Source organism: Lentiprolixibacter sp. (assembly GCF_982873095.1).
This window is the reverse complement of record NZ_CEYNTP010000221.1, coordinates 1-4,634: the sequence shown is the minus strand read 5'-3', so window position 1 is coordinate 4,634 and position 4,634 is coordinate 1. Positions and strand designations below refer to the sequence as shown.

At 47.0% G+C, this 4,634-nt stretch carries 5 protein-coding genes and 1 pseudogene; 4 read left to right on the top strand and 2 right to left on the bottom strand.

Translation table 11 applies throughout. From position 1 onward, the window contains the following. Positions 1-1,710 (top strand): M14 family metallopeptidase (locus AC4E7D_RS11840; protein WP_490174000.1); only part of this gene is annotated, 1,710 nt, incomplete at its 5' end. Here the strand turns inward: AC4E7D_RS11840 and AC4E7D_RS11835 are convergent. Next, a pseudogene (locus AC4E7D_RS11835) lies at positions 1,696-2,273 on the bottom strand (NUDIX hydrolase). The gene AC4E7D_RS11840 and the pseudogene AC4E7D_RS11835 sit on opposite strands and share 15 nt — an antisense overlap. A 7-nt stretch (positions 2,274-2,280) precedes the next feature. Between AC4E7D_RS11835 and pyrE the strand changes: the two are divergent. Then, a complete protein-coding gene (pyrE, locus tag AC4E7D_RS11830; protein ID WP_490173999.1) occupies positions 2,281-2,925 on the top strand; it encodes an orotate phosphoribosyltransferase in 645 nt (214 codons plus the stop codon). Position 2,926: 1 nt separating this feature from the next. Continuing rightward, a complete protein-coding gene (locus tag AC4E7D_RS11825; protein WP_490173998.1) occupies positions 2,927-3,322 on the top strand; it encodes an SRPBCC family protein in 396 nt (131 codons plus the stop codon). A gap of 23 nt (positions 3,323-3,345) precedes the next feature. Here the strand turns inward: AC4E7D_RS11825 and AC4E7D_RS11820 are convergent, their stop codons facing one another. Beyond that, a complete protein-coding gene (locus tag AC4E7D_RS11820; RefSeq protein ID WP_490173997.1) occupies positions 3,346-4,077 on the bottom strand; it encodes a biotin--[acetyl-CoA-carboxylase] ligase in 732 nt (243 codons plus the stop codon). 93 nt (positions 4,078-4,170) lie between these two features. On the opposite strand from AC4E7D_RS11820, the gene rsfS reads away from it, so the two are divergent. Next, positions 4,171-4,548 carry a ribosome silencing factor gene (gene rsfS / locus AC4E7D_RS11815; RefSeq protein ID WP_490173996.1) on the top strand — a complete coding sequence of 126 codons (378 nt, stop codon included), beginning with the start codon at positions 4,171-4,173 and terminating at the stop codon, positions 4,546-4,548. Positions 4,549-4,634: the final 86 nt, after the last annotated feature.

Below are 4,634 nucleotides of genomic sequence, written 5' to 3'. Positions count from 1 at the left end.
AAAGAAGAAGACCAGGTTGCTGAATACAAAACCCCCTTTGAGCTGGGCAATGGAAATGAAACGGCCACCTATGAGGAGGTGATTAATTTCTACATCCGCCTGGCCAAGGAATTCCCGGAAATCAATATACAATCTGTGGGAGATACTGATATGGGGTACCCGCTTCACATGGTTACCTTCAACCCTGATATGGACTTCAATTTTCAGAAGATCCGGGGGAAAAAGTCGGTTATCCTCATCAACAATGGTATACACCCTGGGGAAAGTGACGGCATTGATGCTACTTTGATGCTTTTCAGGGACCTTGCAACAGGGAGGTTGTCCGCTCCGGAGAGTACCGTGATAGTAACCATCCCGGTGTACAATATCGGAGGTGCCCTGAACCGGAACAGCAGCAGTCGGGTTAACCAAAACGGACCTTTGGAATACGGATTCAGGGGCAATGCCCGGAACTATGACCTCAACAGGGATTTTATCAAGGCAGACACCCGCAATGCGGCTACTTTCGCCACCATTTACCACCTGGTTAAACCTGATGTCTTCATCGACAACCACGTAAGCAATGGGGCAGATTACCAGTATACCCTCACCCATTTGTTTACCCAGCACAACAAACTAGGGGGTGCCCTAGGCGAATTCCTGGATCAGGAACTGCAACCCTCCCTTGAGGGCGTCCTGGCAGAAAAAGGATGGGATATCACCCCTTATGTTAATGTTTTTAATCGTGTCCCTGAATCCGGATTTAGCCAGTTTATGGACTTCCCGAGATATTCCACGGGCTATACCACCCTCTGGAACACCCTGGGGCTGATGGTGGAAACCCATATGCTAAAACCTTACGACCAGCGTGTGAAAGGCACCTATATCTTAATGCAAAGCCTGATGGAGGTGGTCGAGGAGCATGGAAATGACATCAGGGAGCTCAGGACCGCAGCCCGGGATCGCCATAAAAACTGGTCGTACTACCCCATCGGCTGGAAAGTTGACTCCACGCAGATAACGCAGCTAAATTTTAAAGGGTTCCATGCAGATACCCTGATCAGCGAGGTCACAGGGTTACCACGGCTGAAATATGACCAAAACCGCCCCTTTGAAAGACCGGTTCCGTATTACAAGACTTTTGTGCCTGCAGATTCCATAACTATTCCTGCGGCCTACGTTTTACCTAAAGCCTGGGAAGGCCTGCTGGACCATATGGACCGGAATCAGATCAGCTATACCCGGATACAGGAGGACACCGTGCTACTTGCAGAAGTATATCATATTACTGCTTTTCGGACCAGGACGCGACCTTACGAAGGCCACTATCCCCACTATAATACAAAGGTGCAGGCCGTCACGGAAAACGTATCGCTCAGAGCAGGCGATATCTGGATCCCCACAGACCAGGAAGGCATTCGCTACTTGTTGGAAACACTGGAACCCTCAGCACCAGATTCCTTTTTTAACTGGAATTTTTTTGACCCTATCCTGCAGCGCAAAGAAGGTTTTTCTCCCTATGTATTTGAAGACCTGGCCCTGGAACTATTGGAAAAGGACAGCGCATTACGGCAGGAGTTTGAGGTAATCAAACAGGGGGATGAAGCATTCAACTCCAGTGGCTACGCACAGCTGAGGTGGATCTATGAACACTCGGCTTACGCAGAACAAAGTTACAGGCGTTACCCGGTCTACCGTGTCCTTACCGCAGATGCATCAATGCCCGAATAGGGTCTTGATGTTGGTATAGGAATTCTCAAGGGCCTTCTGGATCTTTTTGGGTCCTTTCCATTTTACCTTTTCGATCCCTTCGCTTTTTTGTCCCATCAGTTCCCCTTTGTAATTCGTTTTCATGGCATACCAGTGCACTTCCTTGAGTTTCAGCTTTCCGTTACGCTTAAAGATATGGCCAGGAAGTTCTCTATCTTCAGGTTCTTGACCCCGGTCTCTTCCTCCACTTCCCGGAGGGCGCATTCTTCATAGGTTTCCCCCTTTTCCAATTTGCCCTTGGGTAAGTCCCATTTATTGTTGCGGTATATAAAAAGAACCCTTCCCTCTTTATTAGTGACCACACCCCCGGCTGCCCTTTCGAGGGGGATCTTCTTGGTAAATTTCTTCAGGATTTCCTCATTGTTGGGGTGGTAGATATAGGCCGCATCCAAGCGTTTGTTTACCAGGGCATCTATGGCCTTGTAGATGGCGTCGCTATTCAGGAGAAAGTATTCGCCGTTATTGGTTTCAGAGAGCTTGTTCGTTAAAATCAGCGGAGCATTTTTAACAAAAACTTTATACATTTGCTACATGGTTTTGGACAAAGATACCGCGGCGAAAACTGCAGAACTTTTGCTGCAAATTAATGCAATAAAGTTGAGACCCGAAAATCCCTTCACCTGGGCCTCCGGTTGGAAATCCCCCATTTATTGCGATAACAGAATTATCCTCTCCTACCCTGTGATTCGGAACTTTATCCGTGAGGAAATGGGCAAACAGGTAGAGGCCCTTTATGGCAAGCCGGATGTGATCGCCGGGGTAGCTACAGGGGCCATAGGGATCGGGATATTGGTAGCTGAATATTTGGGGCTGCCCTTTGTTTATGTTCGGCCGAAACCAAAGTCACACGGAAGGCAAAACCAGGTTGAAGGGCTGCTGGAGGCCAACCAAAAAGTAGTGGTCATTGAAGACCTCATCAGCACAGGGAACAGCAGCCTCAATGCGGTTACCGCACTTCAGGATCAGCAGGCAGTGGTGAAGGGGATGGTGGCCATATTTACCTACGGCTTTGAACAGGCCAGTAAAAATTTTGAGCAGCGCGGGGTGGACCTGCACACGCTTTCTGACTACGATCACCTGATAGAAAAAGCTTCAGCTACCAGCTATATCAGGGAAGAGCAAATGGAAACACTTATGAACTGGCGACAGGATCCTGCCGCCTGGAAGAGGGAATAATATGCATATAGAAAGTCCGAAAAAAACAGTCGGGAAGAACAGTAGGGAGGTTTTTGAATTCCTCACAGATCCCAAGAATTTTGAAGTCCTGATGCCTGACAATGTGGACAAATTTGAGGTGGTCAACGAAAACACCTTTTTATTTGCCCTTAAAGGGATGCCCGAAATAGCCCTGAGAAGAAAAGAGGAAGTGCCCCATTCTAAAGTGGTCCTGGGTGCTGCCAGTGACAAGCTGCCTTTTACCCTTACTGCTCATATTACAGAACAAGGGGAAAACCAAAGTGAGGTGTACCTGAGTTTTGAAGGGGAATTCAATGCCATGATGGCCATGATGATCAAAACGCCCATCACCAATTTCATTGGTACCCTCTCCGAAAATATGAGCCGCATAGGTTAAGATCCTCAACGGCCTTGGTATCCTCAATACTGCATTTTTATTTCATTGAGGGAATAGGCCTTAACTTCCTCTGGAGTATGCCGCAATAGTAAGCGCCCTGCAGCATCTACTCCTTCAATCACAGCAGTAAAGAAATCTCCAGCAGGGGTCTGGAATTTCATCAGCTCACCTTTACTATACAGCAGCGCTTTATAGGAATCCCATACCTCCCCCCGGGAAACGGATAGGTACTTTTTCTTTGTGGCTTCCAATTCGGTTTCAATTTCTTGCAGAAGGGATTCCAGGTCGATAGTCGTTCCCGTGGCAATTTTGACGGAAGTGGCGCGCAGGCCTTCTTCGAAATGCTCCTGGTTGACATTAAGGCCTATCCCGATGATCGCAGCTTTCAGTTGGGTCCCCTTGACGACTGTTTCTACCAGAATACCACATATTTTGCGCTTACCTGACAGAATGTCGTTCGGCCACTTGATCCTCAGGTCCGGAACGTCATGACGCTCAAGCACGGCTATCACCGCCAGGGAAGTCACCATGTTCAACAGGAATTGCTCTCCTATTGGGAAGTTCTTGAACTTATATAAAATACTGAATGTTAGGTTTTTACCTTTTTCCGAAGTCCAGTTTCGGCCCATTTGCCCCCTGCCTTTTCGCTGCCATTGGGCCCACACCACAGTCCCATCAGGCAGGTTCTCAGCGCTACGCAATTCCCTCAGGTAGTCGTTAGTGGAATCCGTGGCATCAAGTTTGATCAAAACCATAGGAAACTCATGTTTTACGGCTACAATGTTATGTTAAAAACTAGGGTCGGCAAAACAAAAAAATAATAACTTTGTACAAACTAAAAATATTGAATGCAGAAAAGGAAAGCTAGTGCAGATGAGCTAATTGCCCTGATCTTACACGGAATTGAAGAAGTAAAAGGACTGGATATTAACCTACTTGACTTAAGGGAAATTGAGAATACAGTATGTGACTATTTTATCATTTGCAATGGTACTTCCAATACGCATGTCAATGCAATAGTCAACTCCGTACAAAAATCCGTCAGTAAGGCTAGTAAAGATAAGCCCTGGCATGTAGAAGGCAGGGAGAACGGCGAATGGGTACTTCTGGATTATGTTAATGTTGTTGTCCATGTATTCCAGCCACAAGCCCGGGAATTCTATGATATTGAAGGACTTTGGGGAGATGCGAAGATGACTGTTGTGGAACGAAGTGTAAATCAGTAAAAAATGGCTAAAGAAAACAAAACCCCACAGAAAAAACCGAGATTCAGCGCCTGGTGGATCTATGGCCTTATCGCTATATTGCTTAT

Coding starts and splice junctions, on each gene's coding strand:
- pyrE (WP_490173999.1), top strand. CDS start 2,281: ATGGTTTTGGACAAAGATACCGCGGCGAAAACTGCAGAACTTTTGCTG.
- AC4E7D_RS11825 (WP_490173998.1), top strand. CDS start 2,927: ATGCATATAGAAAGTCCGAAAAAAACAGTCGGGAAGAACAGTAGGGAG.
- AC4E7D_RS11820 (WP_490173997.1), bottom strand. CDS start 4,077: ATGGTTTTGATCAAACTTGATGCCACGGATTCCACTAACGACTACCTG.
- rsfS (WP_490173996.1), top strand. CDS start 4,171: ATGCAGAAAAGGAAAGCTAGTGCAGATGAGCTAATTGCCCTGATCTTA.